General features: G+C 36.9%; 4 protein-coding genes. All 4 read left to right on the top strand.

Features of this window, described 5'->3' with window-relative positions; all coding sequences use genetic code 11:
- On the top strand, positions 1 to 7,971 hold a 7,971-nt coding region (locus ES674_RS11175; protein ID WP_148404109.1), incomplete at its 5' end, for an immunoglobulin-like domain-containing protein.
- 501 nt (positions 7,972 to 8,472) lie between these two features.
- Positions 8,473 to 9,273 carry a hypothetical protein gene (locus ES674_RS11170; RefSeq protein ID WP_148404108.1) on the top strand — a complete coding sequence of 267 codons (801 nt, stop codon included), beginning with the start codon at positions 8,473 to 8,475 and terminating at the stop codon, positions 9,271 to 9,273.
- 276 nt (positions 9,274 to 9,549) lie between these two features.
- Positions 9,550 to 14,646, top strand: a complete 5,097-nt coding sequence (locus ES674_RS11165; RefSeq protein ID WP_148404107.1) for a M14 family zinc carboxypeptidase — start codon at positions 9,550 to 9,552, stop codon at positions 14,644 to 14,646.
- Between the two features lie 192 nt (positions 14,647 to 14,838).
- Positions 14,839 to 19,554, top strand: coding sequence for a LamG-like jellyroll fold domain-containing protein (locus ES674_RS11160; RefSeq protein ID WP_148404106.1), 4,716 nt, complete (start codon positions 14,839 to 14,841; stop codon positions 19,552 to 19,554).
- Positions 19,555 to 19,619: the final 65 nt, after the last annotated feature.

Genomic DNA, 19,619 nt, shown 5'->3' with positions numbered 1-19,619 from the left:
GAAGGAAATTCAGCTGCTCAAGTTATTAGAACAGTTACCGTTCAGGATACAACGGATCCAACTATTACTTTAAATGGTGCTGCAACTATAACGGTTGAAGCTTGTGGTACATATACGGAATTAGGTGTAACGGCTAATGATCCATGTTTTGGTGATATTTCTGGTAGTATCGTAATTGATGCCTCGGCTGTTAATACCGCTGTCGTTGGAACTTATACGGTTACTTATAATGTTACGGATGCCAAAGGAAATCCGGCTGCTCAAATAACGCGTGATGTTGAAGTGGAAGATACATCTGCTCCAACCATCACACTTTTAGGTGCTAATCCGCAAATTATTGAAGCTTGTGGGACGTATACGGAATTAGGTGCTACGGCTAATGATCCATGTTTTGGTGATATTTCTGGTAGTATCGTAATTGATGCTTCGGCTGTTAATACCGCTGTGGTTGGAACGTATGTTGTAACCTATAATGTTACGGATGCTGAAGGTAATCCGGCTGCGCAAGTAACACGTAATGTTGAAGTGGAAGATACATCTGCTCCAACCATCACACTTTTAGGTGCTAATCCGCAAATTATTGAAGCCTGTGGAACGTATACGGAGTTAAATGCGACTGCCAACGATCCGTGTTTTGGTGATATTTCTGGTAGTATTATAATTGATGCGTCTGCTGTGAATACCGCTGTCGTTGGAACGTATACCGTTACTTATAATGTTGTGGATGCTGAAGGAAATCCGGCTGCTCAAATAACTCGTGATGTTGAAGTGGAAGATACATCTGCTCCAACCATCACACTTTTAGGTGCTAATCCGCAAATTATTGAAGCCTGTGGAACGTATACGGAGTTAAATGCGACTGCCAACGATCCGTGTTTTGGTGATATTTCTGGTAGTATTATAATTGATGCGTCTGCTGTGAATACCGCTGTCGTTGGAACTTATACCGTTACTTATAATGTTGTGGATGCTGAAGGAAATCCGGCTGCTCAAATAACTCGTGATGTTGAAGTGGAAGATACATCTGCTCCTACCATCACACTTTTAGGTGCTAATCCACAAACTATTGAAGCTTGTGGAACGTATACGGAATTAGGTGCTACGGCTAACGATCCGTGTTTTGGTGATATTTCTGGTAGTATCGTAATTGATGCTTCGGCTGTTAATACCGCTGTCGTTGGAACTTATACGGTTACTTATAATGTTATGGATGCTGATGGAAATCCGGCTGCACAAGTAACACGTAATGTGGAAGTACAAGATACATCTGCTCCTACCATCACACTGTCTGGTGCTAATCCACAAACTATTGAAGCTTGTGGAACGTATTCTGAATTAGGTGCTACGGCTAACGATCCGTGTTTTGGTGATATTTCTGGGAGTATCGTTATTGATACCTCGGCTGTGAATACCGCTGTGGTGGGAACTTATGTTGTTACCTATAATGTTACGGATGCCGAAGGTAATCCGGCTGCTCAAATAACGCGTAATGTGGAAGTGGAAGATACATCTGCTCCAACCATGACACTTTTAGGTGCTAATCCGCAAACTATTGAGACTTGTGACACATACCTTGAACTTGGTGCTACGGCTATCGATCCATGTTTTGGTGATATTTCTGGGAGCATCGTAATCGATGCGTCTGCTGTAAATACAGCTGTGGTGGGAACTTATGTTGTTACCTATAATGTTACGGATGCCGAAGGTAATCCGGCTGCTCAAATAACGCGTGATGTGGAAGTGGAAGATATATCTGCTCCTACTGCTGCATGCCAAAATATAACCATTCAACTTGGCGCTACTGGAAATGCGACAATTGTAGCTGCTGATATTGACAATGGTTCTTCAGATACATGTTCAACAGTAACTCTTACGGCTTCACAAACAACTTTTGATTGCACCAATCTTGGTGATAATTCAGTAACCCTAACAGTAGAAGATATTAATGGAAACATCGCTACTTGTAATGCCACAGTAACAGTCGAAGACATTATAAATCCTGCAGCTACCTGTCAAAATATAACGATTCAATTGGATGCTACTGGAAATGCATCTATTGTAGCTGCAGATATTGATGATGGTTCTTCTGATGGTTGTGGTGGAGCTGTAACGCTTACAGCATCACAAACAACTTTCAATTGTACCCATATTGGTTCAAATTCAGTAACTCTAACCGTTGAAGATGCAAGTGGAAATATCACGACTTGTAATGCAATAGTTACTGTTCAAGATACTATTATTCCCACAGCTACTGTAACTCCTGCTACTATAACCTATGAGTGTTTATCAAATGTACCTGCTCCAGACATAAGTGTAGTAAACCCAACAGATAATTGTAATACAACTATAAGCCACATATCAGATGTATCAAGTGGAAACAATCCTGCAACTATTATTAGAACATATCGGATTACTGATTTAGGTGGGAATTTCATAGATGTTACTCAAACAATAACGGTAACATATAATGTTACACCTTTTATTCCTAACGATTATTCTATAGCTACTTGTAGTAGTAACATAGCAAATGTCTCTCCAATAAATGGAGTTGGTGGAAATATTATACCAACTGGAACAACGTACTCTTGGGGAATGCCAACAATTTCAGGAAGTATAACAGGTGCTACTGCATTAAGTGGGCAACCTAATTTTTCTCAAACATTAATAAACACATCTTCCATACCTCAAACAGCTACATATACTGTTACAGCTGGTATTGGTAGTTGTTCACCTTCGACATTTGAAATTGTAGTAACTGTTAACCCTACACCAACATTAACAGCAACACCTGGAACAAATCAAACAATTTGCTCGGGTGATAATATTACTCCAATTGTACTTTCTCCTAATCCAAACAATGTGGCTGGAACGACATTTAGTTGGACGAGAAGTGTTAATACTAATGTAATTGGTATTCCTAATGGTAGTGGATCTTCAATAACTGGTGTATTAACAAACACTTCAATCACACCTCAAATAGTTGACATAACTATTACTGCCTACGCTAATGGTTGTCCTTCTTTACCAAACACAATTTCAATTACAGTAAACCCAACTCCAATAGTTTCTGCAACAACAGCTACACAAGAAATTTGTAGTGGTGCTAATGCAATCATTACTTTGGCTACTAATGTTGCTGGTACTACTACATATAATTGGACAAGAGATAATACAGGTGTTGTTACTGGAACTAATTTTGAAAATAACATTTCTGGACCAATTTCAATTGCTTTAACAAATACAACTACAACCACACAAACAACAACATTTGCTATAACTGCAACAACTAATGGTTGCCCAAGCCCTGTTGTTTATGTAACAGTTTCTGTTATTGCTCCCTTAAGAACACCTTTCACAATTGGAGATGCTCAAGATGTATGTAATGGACAAGACCCTGCAGACCTACATATAATAACTGCTCCTACTGGTGGCTCTGGAAATTACAACTACCAATGGCAAGTAAGTACAAATGGAAATGCAGGAACTTATGCGAATGTAGCAGCAAATGGCAATGGACCTGTATATTCTCCCCCACAACAAGAACGATATTATAGATTAATAATTACAGATCAAGCATGTCCAAGTAGCACATTAATTTCTGCTGGAATACAAATAAACTATATAGGTGCAGGAGGCATTTTAGGAGGTATGTCAATCACAAATGCACCAAATCCAGCTATTGGCTATTGTCCTGGGGATACGATTACCCCAACTTATACAATAGAACATACAATAGCATCAACTATAGATTTTATTTATTCTGCCAATTCAGCTTACGTATCTCCTTCCAACGGGCAAATTGATGCGCCTTATACCAATATTGGTGGTTTTTTTAATCGCCGTAGAAGAAGTCAAGTAAATCAAACATTTACTTTACAGAATCCAGGTAACACAACGGTAACAACGCAAATTTTTATAACTCCAGAATATAATGTTAGAATTTGCTTTTTTGGATGTTTAGAATACGCATGTAATGGTGAACCAGAGATTATGAATGTTACTATTCACCCAACACCTAAAGCAAATGCAACAATTGCAAACCCAACTATTTGTAGCGGATCCAATGCTCAAATTACAATAGCCGGTAACATTATTGACGCACCGATGAACTTTAATTGGGTAAGAAATACACCGGCTGGTATTTCGGGTACACCTGTAAATGGAAATTCAGGAAATATTGCTGCAGGCAATACATTCACGATTCCTGGAACATTAACCAATAGCACAAATGCGCCTATTGAAGTAACTTACACCATTACACCACTAGCTACTACATCGCCTACCTGTCCTGGAAGTGCAATTACTAGAACTGTTACAATATTGCCTGAAATTACTGGAGGAACAATAAATACTGATCAAGTAATTTGTTCAGGAGATATCCCAACTATCTTTAATGGATCTGTAGGAATAGCAGGTACTACTTACCAATGGGAGGTTAGCACAGATAATGTGAATTTCACACCTATAGGTGGAGCTACAGCACAGAATTATACCCCAGCAAATAGTATAACTACAATAACATACTATAGAAGAATTACTACGTTTACTTTAAATAGCGTATCATGTTCAGGTATTAGTAATGTTATTACCATTACTCCAAATCTAGTAACTGCTGGTACTATCGCAAATAATCAAACCATTTGTTCTGGAATTATACCAAATAACCTTACAGGAACTGTTGCAACAGCTACTGCAGCAAGCAGTACAATTGATTACCTTTGGGAAACTTCTCCAAACCCTGGAGGTCCATGGACTTCTACAGGAATAACAACCGTAGGATATAACTTTATTGGAGGAGTTGCTTCTACTACTTATTTTAGACGTGTGGCGACCATAGAAAATGGCAGTTCGTCATGTACTGTTTACTCTAACATTGTTACGATATTTGTTAATAACGTTAATATAACTAGCTTTGGAGCAGACCAAACGGTTTGTAGTACTAATACTCCTAATGTTATTTCGGTAATAGCCAATGGATCAGGTACTTTATCATACCAATGGCAAAGTAGTATAAATGCTTCTGGTCCTTGGGCAAATGTAGGAGGTAACCAAGCAAGCTATCAGCCTCCTTTACTAACACAAACAAACTATTATCAAGTGATAGTAACTTCTAACAATGTAGTTTCTTGTACTGCAACTAGTGGAATAATTACCATAACCGTAAATCCTTTTATTACGGCCAATGCAGGCAGCGACATTAATTATTCAGTAACAAATTGTGGAGCGACTAGCGCTACTTTACATGCGCTAAATCCAAATGGAGAATGGTCTGTAACTAATGGAGCAGGTGGAAGTTTTTCAGATGTCACAAATCCTAATGCGATTTTTACTGGACAGATGGATGAAACATATGTGTTACAGTGGCAGGTTACAAATGCTCTGCCTTGTGGCATCTCTAACGATACCATGTCAGTTACATTTGCTGGCTGTGCGAATTTTATAGATTTCGATGGTACAAATGATCATATTGATTTAGGAGATAATTATAATCTTTCAGGAGATTTTAGTATTGAACTATGGCTGAAACGAGATAATACTGTAAATAATGCTCAAACTCTATTATCAAAACGAGATTTAAATGATTTAAGCACAGGATATGATTTAAGAATTAATAATGGAGTTGTTGAATTTCGCTATGATAATGAAACTATTCCGACAAGTGTTACTATAAATGATTTGAGATGGCATCATGTAGCTATTACTTTTGATTCAACATTAGGAACGTATATACTTTACATTGACGGTATTAATGTCGGTTCAAACACTGGTGCTTCTGCTCCTGATACAAATAACTATAATTGTCTGATAGGTGCTTTAGGAAATAATAGTAATACACCAATGAACTATTTTAATGGAGCTTTAGATGAATTACGAATTTGGAATGCAACCTTAACAGAAGTACAAATTCACGAGATGATGAACCAGGAAATTGAAACTAATAGTGGTCAAGTACATGGTTCTATAGTACCATTAAACATTACAGATTTAGCATGGATTAGTTTAAGAGGATATTACCAAATGAACCAAGGTACTGGAGATGTTACAGGAGGTTATTTGTATGCTAATGTTGGAACAGTGAATGGACGTTTAAGGAATATGACCACGAACCAAGCAGAAACTGCTCCTTTACCATATATAAGTGGCGGTGATGGGAATTGGAACTCAAATAGTACTTGGTTATACGGTAGTGTTCAAGTAACCCCTAACACCAATGGAATGGACTGGAACATTGTTAGAATACTACATAATGTAACCTCAGGAAACAGAGCCACAACCCTTTTAGGACTATTGATTGATTCAAACACCTATACCGTAAACAATAATCAGCTACTACGTGTAACAAACTATTTAAAAATTGATGATGTCCTAGATTTAGTTGGTGAATCGCAGTTACTTCAAAACATGGGAAGTATAGTAGACTATACAGGTAATGGCTATATGGAACGTGATCAACAAGGAACATCCAACCACTTCAATTATAATTATTGGGGAAGTCCAGTGAGTACAGATGATGCTTTAGGAACTAGAACTTATACCTTAAGCGGAATTATATCAAATGCTGCATGGACACCTGGAAATGATGGCTCTCTAACACCTTTAACTATCAGTAGTAGATGGATTTATGCGTTCTCTGAAGGTGCACAGGATGATTATTCAGATTGGGATTATCGAGGTAACAATGGTTCATTTGATGTTGGTTTAGGATTTACAATGAAAGGTCCTGGTCCAGTTACTCCTGTTGGAACTCAAAACTACACGTTTAGAGGTCAACCTAATAATGGAACCATTTCGGCTAAAGTTTCTGCTTCTTCGTCAGTAATAAACCAAACTTTAGTTGGAAACCCATATGCCTCTGCTATTGATGCAAATGTATTTATCAGAGACAATATACCTGCAACAATAGGTGGTGTGGCTACATCTGCAAATGTTGGCTCTTCTGAAAGCATTGACGGTTCATTATATTTCTGGAAGCAATCTACCACGAATAACTCCCATATTACAGCAGATTACCAAGGTGGTTATGCTATTTATAATTTGTCAGGTGGTACACCTGCGGTGTCTCCGCCAGGAATCAATGGCGTTGGAAATGCTAATTTAGTTACCCCTAAACAGTTCATCCCAGTTGGTCAAGGTTTCTTTGTAACGGCTGCAGCTAATGCCGATCAAGTAACAAACGATGTAACGTTCAAAAATAGCCAACGTGCCTTTGTTAAAGAAGCTATGGGTAATTCAGAATTTTTCAGAACAGAAAATCCAGACGTAACGTTAGATTTAATTCAACGTGTTCGTTTAAACTTTACGTCGCCTGAAGGTGCTATTAGACCTTTATTGTTAGCTTTCACACCAGACAATGCGGCAAGTGAATTATTTGAATATGGCTACGATGCTCTAAATACAGACTACAACCCTAGTGATATGTCTTTCATAATTGAAGATGACAGATTTATAATCCAAGGAGTCGGTGAATTCAACCAGGAAAACATGTATCCTATAACCATTGATATGGGAATCACAGGAAACGCAGAAATTGCCGTAACCGATTTAGAAAACTTTGATGAAGATCCGGATGTATTCGTATATGATGCCTTATTAGGTACGTATACACGAATCAACATTACACCATATCAAACAAATCTAGATGCTGGAACCCATGAAGGTCGTTTTTATATTGTGTTCCAAGAGGAAAACGTGTTAAGTACCGATACGGATGACTATCCAGATGTTATTGTGAACTACTTAAATAGCACCAACCATATCTACATCAAGGTGCCATATAGTATGGATATCAAACAAGTGTATTTAATAAATATGCTGGGACAAACCGTAAGATCTTGGAATAGCACTAATGCCCCAATAGGACATGAATGTAAAATTCCAGTGCGACTAATATCCGAAGGAAACTACATCATTAAAGTGCAAACTTCCGACGGACAAACTATTAATAAAAAGATTGTAGTCAAACAGCAATAAAGAATACAACCACATGTTTTAAACGACCTCTCTAATTTCTTTTAGAGGGGTCGTTTTAATTAGGACCATTTCAAGTTGATATAGCTTCAATATAGGATACCTATCAGGTGTTTAATGTTGTTTTGCCATTTTAGGATTAAGAAAAAGTGATGTATAATTATATCAGGAATAATTAAATAACCTGTATAGTTATTTTAGGACGGGTCAAATATCTATTAACAAAATAGGTATAGCGTATCAACCCTATAGATACCCTATGGATACCCTATGGATACCCTATGGATACCCTATGAAAAATATATTATGAATTTAAGTGTCCTTAAAACCTAATTATCAGACCATTTAGTAGGTTTTTTCAGTCATTTAAAGTTATTTTTGAAAGAAAAAGACTTCAAAATAGTGTATTTCAACGATTAATATGGTATTACGTAGATGATTTAAAAACTAATCCTATATTTGTCTTCCCAAATCATACCAACATTCATTTAAACCCCAAATCAAATGAATAAACTTACCTACTTGTGCACTTGGATGCTATGTGCTTTATTTTTAAGCACATCCACCTTTTTTGCCCACACTTCTGAAAAATCAGTTGCTTTTAGTCAACCGCAATTAGTGCGCATTGATTTCACCATGCCCAACGGCTATGTACGTCATTTACTTTTAGGTTTTACACCCGATAATGCCGCATCAGACGGTGTGGATTATGGTTACGACGCCCTAAATGCAGATAACTTTCCAGACGATTTAAATTGGATGATTAATAACCAGCGCTACGTTATACAAGGCGTGGGTGCTTTTGATGATTCTAAACAATATCCATTAGGTATGTTTTTATCTAATACCGGAAATATTGCTATTTCTTTAGATACTTTAGAAAATTTCAACAACCCTGTCTCCGTTTATCTTTTTGATGTTGTAACTAATACCCATACTTTACTAAATGAAGTTGATTTTGAAGCTTCAATTTCAAACGGTACTTATTTGGATCGCTTTTTTATAACGTTTAAGGATGATTCGATTAATGAAGATACGTTTCAAAATGCCACGTTATCAATAGATCAACACCAAAAAATTGAGTCAAAAATAACCTATTTACGCAGCACTAAAGAATTGCATTGCAAAGCAAACGCGAACATTACACAAATTGAAGTTTACAGTATTTTAGGAAAACGTATTGCTAAATTCGTTAATATCAATAGCCGCGATTTTAAAATGGATTTACCCGTATTAAAAGAACGCTATGGTATTGTAAAACTGTATACAGAAACAGGCGATTTTAGTAAGAAAGTCATTTTCTAAATACCTCAAATAATAAGTTACCAATGAAACCAATAAGCTATGCTTATTGGTTTTTTTATGCCTTCTTTTTTTTTGAAAAGGGGTGGAATAAATAGAAAAACCTCCTTTTAACTCAAATTATTTTCAAATTTAACCCTATATATAAACCCACTGTTTTAAAGGGGTTTAAGAATATTTCCTACATGCCGAAATACACTTCGTCGAATTTATTTGCATTTCGTAGATGTTTTTATGAAAAAACTTTTATATTAGCCACATCAAAACCCAACCATCGCTATGAAAATATTCTACTCTAAATTAAAAATCCCATCCGCATTATTAATTCTTTTATTTTCCTTCCAAATGATGCAAGCTCAAACAAATGCATCTAGAAAAGCAAATGAATATTTAACTAAAAAAGGCGAAGTAACATTTAGCTTTCAAGTTTCGAACGTTTCGGAATTAGAAACTATCACTTCAAATTTGTCCATTCTAAATTATAATCCGAATACCCGAACAGTTTATGCTTGGGCGAATACAGAACAATTCCGAATATTTGAAAACAGCAACAGAACATTTCAAGTAAACCCAGCAGACAATGAAGCCACGGGCATAGTCATGTCTAATGAATTACCAATGAGCCAAAATAGAGGCGCCTATCCCCTAACCTTTCCGCTAACAGCTTATCCAACTTATGCCGATTATGCTGCTCAAATGCGCGAGTTTGCTATAAATCATCCCGATATTTGCGAATTAGTGGATATTGGAGGAACTACAGAAGGTGCTGCTGGTGGAAATAAACGCTTGCTATTTCTAAAATTATCTGATAATATAGGCACGGAAGAAGCAGAACCTAAAGTTATGTATACATCTTCTATTCATGGAGATGAAATTACGGGCTACCCTTTAATGCTTAACCTAATTAATTATTTTATTACAACCTATAAAAATACCAGCCATCCAGATCACCTACGAATCAAAAACTTAATTGATAATTCTGAAGTTTGGATTAATCCTATGGCAAATCCAGATGGAACGTATTACAATAACGCTTCTAATACGTCTGTTGCAAATGCTAGAAGAGCGAATGCTAATGGTCTTGACTTAAATAGAAACTATCCCGATAATGTAAATGGTCCGCATTCTAATGGACATACTTCATATGAACTAGAAACACAACACTTTATGAACCTGGCTAGTAATACGCATTTTGTATTATCTGCTAACTTTCATGGTGGTGTAGAAGTGGTAAACTATCCTTGGGATAACACCTATAATAGACACGCTGATGATAATTGGTTTATTCAAGTGTCAAGAGAATATGCCGATAATGCGCAAGCAAATAGTCCAAACGGATATATGGACTATCTAAACAATGGTATTACTCATGGTGCTGATTGGTACCGCGTTTATGGCGGCCGTCAAGATTATATGAATTTTACACATCAGTGTAAAGAAATCACGATGGAAGTATCTGATGTTAAATTAATTCCATCCAACCAATTAGTAAATCATTGGAATTATAATCGTGAAGCTTTAATTGAGTACCTAATTCAGGGAACATTTGGTTTTCAAGGAAAGGTAAAAGATGCTGTTTCAGGAAATCCACTTAAAGCTAAAATAACGCTTATTGGACATGATAATACGGGTTCTCATACAGTGAGCTCTTTACCTTTGGGTGATTTTTACAGACCTGTTTTTGCAGGTACTTACAATATTTTAATTGAAGCAGATTGTTATCAGTCGGTTACACTTAGCAATCAAACCATTGCAAACTATCAAACAATTAATCTTGCAGATGTATTGTTAACGCCTTTAACAGCAACTGCTCCTGCAAGCTTAAGCACATCAGGAACCGATGCTAGCTCAACAAATGCAACTTGGATAGCTGCAACGGCAGATAAGTTTGATTTAAAATATCGTAAAGTTGGTACACCAACATGGACTGAAATTTTAGGAATAACTACAAACCCGTACCGCATTACCGGACTTTCTCCAAATACAACTTATGAATTTCAGGTAAAGTCTTATTGTGGCTCTAACAGTACTGCTTATTCTAGTTCTAAACAGTTTACAACAACTAATATTAATTATTGTAATGCGCAAGGAAATGAGGTAAGTGACGAATATATTGGAAATGTAAGTATAAACGGTGTTGCTAATAACAGCGTTTCAAACACCTCATCTGGATATTCCAATTTTACAGCCAGTGCCATTTTCTCGAATTTAGATAAACAAATTAACGCCACTGGAAACACAATTAGTGTTACAAAACATTGGCCGGGTAATGCTTATCGTGAGGCCGTTTCTGCTTGGATAGATTTTAATCAGAACGGGACGTTTGAAGCTTCTGAAAAAATACTTACAAGTCTGTCTTCAAATACAGCAATAGTAACTGGGACTTTCAACCTACCCAATACTGCAGCTCTTGGTAGCACACGTATGCGAGTTTTAATGAAATACTATAATAATGCTGGACAAAACGCAAACAATCCATGTGAAACTTTTAGTTATGGTGAAGTAGAAGATTATTCTATTAATATCACGGATAATCCGGTAATTTCTGATCCTCCAACAGCTGTATGTCAGAATATTACAGTACAATTAGATAATTCAGGCACTGCAACCATTGTCGTTGCTGATGTTGATGGTGGTTCTACTGATGATGTAGCAATCACTAATTATAGCATTGATATCGATTCATTTAATTGTAGTAACATTGGAACACCCGTAGATGTGACGCTTACAGTTACCGATGCGGATGGCCAAACAGATACCTGCGTGGTAACTGTTACAGTAACAAGGCAAGATGAGCCGGCAGCTGTAAATTGCTGGGATACTTTTGCTTTCAACAATACCACATGTGTTTGGGAAAACACTGGAACACAACCAACCGAACCAACAGCCGCTTTAGAATGCTGGGAAACTAGATCTTTTGATGAGGCTACTTGTGCATGGATTGTTACAGGCACACAACCTATTGAACCTACAATCGCTTTAGAATGTTGGGAGACTCGATCTTTCGATACAGATTCTTGTAGCTGGATTGTAACTGGAACACAACCAACTGAACCAACAGTCGCTTTAGAATGCTGGGAAACCAGATCATTCGATAACACAAATTGTGAGTGGATTGTTACAGGTACGCAACCAACTGAACCAACGACTGCTTTAGAATGCTGGGAAACTAGAACTTTTGATGATGCTACTTGTGCTTGGATTGTAACGGGAACACAACCAACTGAACCAACGACTGCTTTAGAATGCTGGGAAACTAGATCTTTTGATGATACGACTTGTGCCTGGATTGTAACTGGAACACAACCAATTGAACCAACAACGGCTTTAGAATGTTGGGAAACTAGATCTTTCGATAACACAAATTGTGAGTGGATCGTTACAGGTACGCAACCAACTGAACCAACAACTTCTTTAGAATGTTGGGAAACCAGATCTTTTGATGATGCAACTTGTGCTTGGATTATTACAGGAACACAACCAACTGAACCTACAACATCTTTAGAATGTTGGGAAACCAGATCATTCGATAATGCTACTTGTGCTTGGATTGTAACGGGAATACAACCAACTGAACCAACAACTTCTTTAGAATGTTGGGAAACCAGATCATTCGATAATACGAATTGTGCTTGGATTGTAACGGGAACACAACCAACTGAACCAACAACTTCTTTAGAATGTTGGGAAACCAGATCATTCGATAATACGAATTGTGAATGGATTGTTAAAGGAACACAACCAACTGAACCAACAGTCGCTTTAGAATGTTGGGAAACCAGATCATTCGATAATACGAATTGTGAATGGATTGTTACAGGAACACAACCAACTGAACCAACAGTCGCTTTAGAATGCTGGGAAACTAGATCATTTGATAATACGAATTGTGAGTGGATCGTTACAGGAACACAACCAACTGAACCAACCGCAACGAACTGTTGGGATAACTACGTTTTCAATTTAGGAACTTGTACTTGGGAAAACCAAGGCTCACAACCAACTGAACCGACAACTTCATTAGAATGTTGGGAAACTCGATCTTTCGATAACACGAATTGTGAGTGGATCGTTACTGGTACACAACCAACTGAACCTACAACCGCTTTAGAATGCTGGGAAACCAGATCTTTTGATGATGCTACTTGTGCATGGATTGTTACAGGAACACAACCAACGGAACCAACTTCATCTTTAGAATGTTGGGAAACTAGATCATTCGATAACACCAATTGTGAGTGGATCGTAACTGGATCGCAACCAACTGAACCTACAACCGCTTTAGAATGCTGGGAAACCCGATCATTTGATAATGCGACTTGTGCTTGGATTGTAAGTGGAACACAACCGACTGAACCAACCGCAACAAACTGTTGGGATAATTATGTATTCAATTCAGGAAACTGTATTTGGGAAAACACTGGTTCACAACCTACTGAACCAACTGCGACAAACTGTTGGGATAATTACGTATTCAACATTGGAACTTGTTCTTGGGAAAATACTGGCTCACAACCTGCTGAACCGACTGCCACAAATTGTTGGGATAATTACCTATTCAACACGGGAAACTGTACTTGGGAAAATCAAGGATCACAGCCTACGGAACCAACTGCAACGAACTGCTGGGATAATTACGTATTCAACACAGGAACTTGTGCTTGGGGAAATACTGGCTCACAACCTGCTGAACCAACCGCTACGGATTGTTGGGACAACTACGTATTCAACACAGGAACTTGTGCTTGGGAAAACCAAGGCGCACAACCAACGGAACCGACTACAGAATGCTGGGAAACGGCTTCTTTCAATATAGGAACCTGCTCTTGGGTTATAAATAATGATGGCGATACCATAAATCCAGTTTGTAATGTTCAGAATATAACTGTGGAGTTAGATTTATTTGGAAACGCCACAATTACGGCAGAGCAAATCAATAATGGATCCACGGACAACTGCGGAATAAATAGCATGTCTATTACTCCTTATTCATTTGATGCGAATGACATTGGTGAAAACAATGTAGTATTCACAATTTCAGATTATAGTGGAAACACAGCTGTCTGTAATGCAACCGTTACAGTAATTCAAAACACATTAAATACAGCGGTATTTAATTATGAAAATGTAACAATTCAACCCAATCCGTTTAACAGCTATTTAGAAATTAGTTTACCATCTACCATGTCTAATGAGGTTTTCACAATCATGTTATTCGACTTAAATGGACGACTTATCCTTAAGCAAATAGCGTCGGGAAAACAACGCAAAATAACCGTTCAGGGTATAGATAAATTGGAGCAAGGACCCTATTTTATTAAATTAATAAATAAAAATAATGGTCAAAGCATTATCAAGAAACTGATTAAATACTAATATTAAAATATCAAAAAATAAAGGCAAGTTTTTAAAAAAACCTGCCTTTATTAAAAAACTATAAATCAATAAATTAGAATTTAAAAATGCATTTGGTCGAATATATTTGCATTTCACAGACAAAATAACATATATTTGCCTTAAGCTATTAACCTTAAATTAATTAGTCCCAAAACTAATAAATTACTACTTATGAAAAATTCTACTATTTTAGTACGAAAGTACCTGTTGCTATTCAGTGTGCTTTTATTTTCAACTGTTGCTTTGTCTCAAACAACTGTTTATTCAGAAAATTTCGAAAACTCCTCGGATTGGACTTCACCCTCCTCTGGCACAGGATCTGGAGAATGGCTACTAGGCACCAGAGCCACACATTCAACAGGTTCTTCGGGAACCTATATTTTTTCGGAGGGGTATGGTACGAACAATTATTATATTAATAATACAAGTATGAATGCCACAAGTCCTTTAATTGACTTAAGTGGTTATACCAATCTTACATTACAATTAAAAGTATGGTACAAAACGGAAGCCAATTATGATGGAATGAAAATTGAATATTCCCATAACGATGGAACTTCTTGGAGTAATTTAGGCTCCTCCGCAAATGGCAACTGGTATAATAATAGTAACCTAAATGCTTGGTCTGGAACGAGCTCTGGTTGGATTACTCAAAGTATTGATTTAAGTAATGAAAATACTAATTTTGGCACAAGTTCACAAGTGAGATTTCGAGTATTATTTGCATCGGACGGTAGTGTAAGAAATACAGGAGTTGCATTTGATGAATTCGTCATTAAAGGAACTCTATCCGCTCCATTAACAGAAGGTCCAGGCGGCGTAACAAACCATTTAGCGCTTTGGTTAAAAGGAACGGATGGATTAAATTACACAGATGGTGAGTCAGTATCACTTTGGGCAGATCAAGGTAGAGCTACTAATGCTTCAGTAAATACTCCTGGACAAGAACCTACTTATTATGACAGACCAAACCGAAACATAAACTTTAACCCTGTTGTTAATTTTAGTAATACTTCAACGGAGGCTAGTAATAGTTATAACTATGCAGAATTACCGCAACAGTATTTGAAAGGAAATTCTGGTTATAATACCAATGAGATGTTTGTTGTGGTAATACCTAACCGAACTGTTAATTCTACCTTTGGAAGTATGGATATTTTCTGTACAGACCATGATGTGAATAAGGAAGAAAATGATGGTTCTGGAATAGGATTTGGTGATTATTCTCAAAGATTCAATTCAGAAGTTTTATCCTATGCTTATGCATTGTCTAATGGCTTAAACAATGGTTATGGTGTTTCTCAAAACGGAACTTCTATTAGTTATAATAATGTTGGTATTATTAATGCCAGACACAATATCGCAGCAAATAACCAAGAGCTATATTATAATGCTTTAAATAAAGTGAATAATACATCTAATAGTACCGCTTTCGGCACTATTTTAGATGGGAAGTTTTGGATAGGAAGAAGTGAAGGTTGGAGGGCTAGTTTGGACGGTAGGATTGCTGAAGTAATAACCTATAAATCTAGGAAAAATGATGGATCAACCCAAGAACGGAATCGCATCCAATCCTATTTAGCCATTAAATACGGCATTACTTTAGGTGTTAACGGAACATCACAAGATTACGTAAATAGTGCTGGAAATCTAATTTGGGATGCCAATACTGGAGTTGCTACAAACGATGTGTTTAATTATGATATCGCAGGAATAGGCCGTGATGATGCATCCGATTTACTTCAAAAACAATCCCGTAGCGTTAATAATGCTTCTGATGGAACTGGAAGAACTCAAGGCGTTCTAACAATAGGAATTGGGAATATCTCAAATACCAATAACTTAAACGGCAACAACGAATTAGAAGATAAAGAATTTCTAGTTTGGGGTAATGATGGTCAAGATTTAAACGGCACTCCTAGAATAGTTGATATTGACATGAGTACAGATATTTCTCCAGCTATTCCAGGTGGTACATTTGTACAATTTAGAGGAATTGCTAGAACCTGGAAGGTGGTTGAAACTTCTGGAGATATTCCAGCAGTGGAAGTTGCGATTTTAAAAAATGCTGTTAGAACTGTGATCCCTCCAGATGGTCGTTATTTAATGTTTATTTCAGATACGCCTAACTTTGGTCCAACAGCAGATTATCGCGTAATGACTGAAGGCGTAAATGAATTAAGTCAAGCCATTTTAAAAACAAATTACGATTTTGATGGCACCAAATACATCACTTTCGGTTGGGCTCCAGAGCGCACCTTTGAACGTTCGGTATATTTTAATGGAACTTCCAATTATATAGATATGGAAAATGCCTTAAATTTAAATTCGACTGCATTCACTATTTCTGCTTGGGTTAAACGCGATAGCGGTTTATTAAATAAATCAATTCTTTCGAAACGTAATGCCCCATTTTCGGAAGGTTATGATTTCAAAATAAATGGTGATGGAAAATTTGAGGTTTCTTGGAAAGCATCTGGAGCTATTCAAACAATTATTTCTAATACTGTAATTCCAGAAAATCAATGGCATCAATTAGCGGTAATTTATAAAGATGGTCAGGCTTCTTTATACATTGATGGTATTTCAGATAAAAGTCAAACAAAAGCAGCTCCTATAAACACAACGCACTCCTTTTTTATTGGCGCCGCATCTAAATTAACGCCTCAAGCATTCTTTAAAGGAAATATTGATGAGGTTCGAGTTTGGAAAGCCGCTTTATCAGAAGATCAATTACGCTACATTATGAATCAAGAAATTGAAGAAAATGCTGGTTTTGTTGGTGGTTCTTACTTTATAAGCAAAAGTGTAACGCCATCTAAAAATGATGTTGCTACGATTCCGTGGACAAGCTTGGCTGGATATTACCCAATGTCTACCTATACCTATACGAATACTAAAGATGAATCAGGGAATGGTAATCAAGGTGCATTGCGTACGTTGAGAACCGTAGACAAACAAACTGCTCCACTACCCTATACTTCAACTGCAAATTCAGATTGGGATTCCAATGGGACATGGACAAATGGTACGATGCAAACAATTCCTGGTGCTAACTCCATTGTAGATGCAACTAAAACAGTCGACTGGAATATTGTGGAAACAAACCACAATATTACGATTGACAATAGTGATTTAGCCTCCGGTAATGCTGGAAACAGAAATCTATTGGCTTTATTTTTAGAATCGAATAAAGTAACCGTATCGGGTGATAATGCCACAAAAACAGGAAATGGTTTAACGCTGACCCACTTTTTGAAATTAGACGGAAAAATAGATTTGGAAGGTGAATCACAGTTAATTCAATCAATTGACAGTGATCTAATTTTAGGTGCATTAGGCTCGCTTGAAAAGGACCAACAAGGCACATTGGATTTTTACACCTATAATTATTGGAGTTCGCCGGTTGGTTTTACAAGTACTGCAAATCCTAATAATTACAGCTATACCCTAAATAACAACATCATGAAGGATGGTACCAATCCTGCAACACCTTTAAATATTACTTATGGTGGTGGCTATGATGGATCGACTGCAGGCGCAAATATAAAAATAGCAACTTACTGGTTATGGAAATTTTGTAATCTACCTGCCAATAGTTACGCCTCTTGGCAACATATTAGAAGCGCAGGTGCGCTTTTGGCTGGTGAAGGTTTCACGATGAAAGGCGTTTCAAATACATCTGGAAGTGTAACACAAGAGCAAAACTATGTGTTTCAAGGAAAACCTAATAATGGAAATGTAACATTAGCCATAAACAAAAACAACGAATATTTAGTGGGTAATCCTTACGCTTCGGCAATAGATGCAGATCAGTTTATTACGGACAATGGTCCTGTAATTGATGGCGGTGTAGAAAATCTGGTTGGCGATCCGCTAATTAGTGGAACACTATATTTTTGGGAACATTGGGGAGGTGGTTCACACGTTCTTGCAGAATATCAAGGCGGTTATGCAACTTATAATTACTCTGGTGGTACACCTGCAGTATCACAAGGTTCCAACCATCCTGATGTAGGAACTGGCGGAATACCAACCAAAACACCCGGTCGCTATATTCCAGTAGGTCAAGGATTCTTTGTTGCAGCACAATCCGATGGAAATGTCGTATTTAATAATGGCCAACGTAAGTTTCAAAAAGAAGGCGGTTCTGGATCTGTTTTTATGAGAACGGGTGATGATACTGTTGATGTTGAGGATACACGAATGAAAATTAGATTAGGTTTTAATTCTGTAAATACTTTACATAGACAAATTCTAGTAACAGCTGATGATCGTGCTACTCTGAATTACGACTGGGGATTTGATGCTATCTTAAATGAAGAACAGATGGATGATATGTCTTGGTCTATAAATGAAGACAAGTATACCATTCAAGGTATTGATATGTTTTTAGATACTACAATTCTACCTTTAAGTATTAAAACAAAAGACGATGGTTTAAATAGTATTACTATCGATCATTTAGAAAACATTCCTAACGCCTTGCAAATTTATGCACATGATAAGGTTTTAGATATCTATCATAATTTACGCACCAACGGCAATTATGAATTATATTTAAACGCTGGCACTTATAATGATCGCTTTGAAATCACTTTTTCAGATGGAAACTCATTAAGCACTGATGCTCTTGTAAACCTAGAAAATTTACAGATTTACTTTGTAAACACCAAAGGCAGTATTGTTATTCATAATCCAAAAATGGTGAACCTGGCTTCTGCTGAAATGTTTAATATGTTAGGCCAATCAGTCGTTAGAATTCCTAAATTGAAAAACAGTAATTACCAAGAATTTAAAGTAACAGGATTAAGTACCGGTACCTATATTATAAATCTAGAGAAAACCGATGGTAGCCAAATAGCTAAAAAAGTCATCGTAGAATAATTTATAAAGCAACCATAAATTAAAAAAGCCCTGATATATATATCAGGGCTTTTTTTATAAACAGA

Origin of the sequence: Bizionia myxarmorum (genome assembly GCF_008086205.1) — a bacterium.
GTDB lineage: Bacteria > Bacteroidota > Bacteroidia > Flavobacteriales > Flavobacteriaceae > Algorimicrobium > Algorimicrobium myxarmorum.
Note: the sequence above shows the minus strand (reverse complement) of the source record. Positions and strands in the feature narration are given on the sequence as shown.

What these genes read in the sequence shown, in the direction of transcription:
- ES674_RS11170 (WP_148404108.1), top strand. Translation starts at nt 8,473, where the DNA reads ATGAATAAACTTACCTACTTGTGCACTTGGATGCTATGTGCTTTATTT.
- ES674_RS11165 (WP_148404107.1), top strand. Translation starts at nt 9,550, where the DNA reads ATGAAAATATTCTACTCTAAATTAAAAATCCCATCCGCATTATTAATT.
- ES674_RS11160 (WP_148404106.1), top strand. Translation starts at nt 14,839, where the DNA reads ATGAAAAATTCTACTATTTTAGTACGAAAGTACCTGTTGCTATTCAGT.